Below are 324 nucleotides of genomic sequence, written 5' to 3' on the forward strand. Positions count from 1 at the left end.
GCTTCAGTCAAAAAACCATCAGATTCTTTTAATTTTTCATCTGCTTTTTCAAAGTCTCCTGCTTTAGCAGCGTTGATAGCTTCAAATGCAGAGCTCTTTGCGTTCCCACCATTAATAATTAGTCCCATGATCACTTCTAGATTTTGTTCTTGTTCGCCCATTGTTATGCTCCTTAAATTTATTTATATAAAAAAGCGCCTCAAAAAACGAAAGCGCTTTTAATTCAAAGCCCAATTAAACCTAAACACCCATTGATGTTAGAGCTTCCTTCAATACCTTTTCACCATTCATCATGCCGTAATCTTGCATGTTAATTACTTCTAC

1 protein-coding gene and 1 pseudogene are annotated in these 324 nt (G+C 35.5%); both read right to left on the minus strand.

What is annotated here, in order from left to right; genetic code table 11:
- Window positions 1–161, minus strand: a 161-nt coding sequence (locus HFC68_RS09280) for a PTS lactose/cellobiose transporter subunit IIA (RefSeq protein ID WP_167399846.1), incomplete at its 3' end; no start/stop codon positions are given.
- 79 nt (window positions 162–240) lie between these two features.
- A pseudogene (locus HFC68_RS09285) lies at window positions 241–324 on the minus strand (PTS sugar transporter subunit IIB); the annotation flags it as partial.

It is taken from the genome of Pediococcus sp. EKM201D (assembly GCF_011800215.1).
Taxonomy (GTDB): Bacteria; Bacillota; Bacilli; order Lactobacillales; family Lactobacillaceae; genus Pediococcus; species Pediococcus pentosaceus.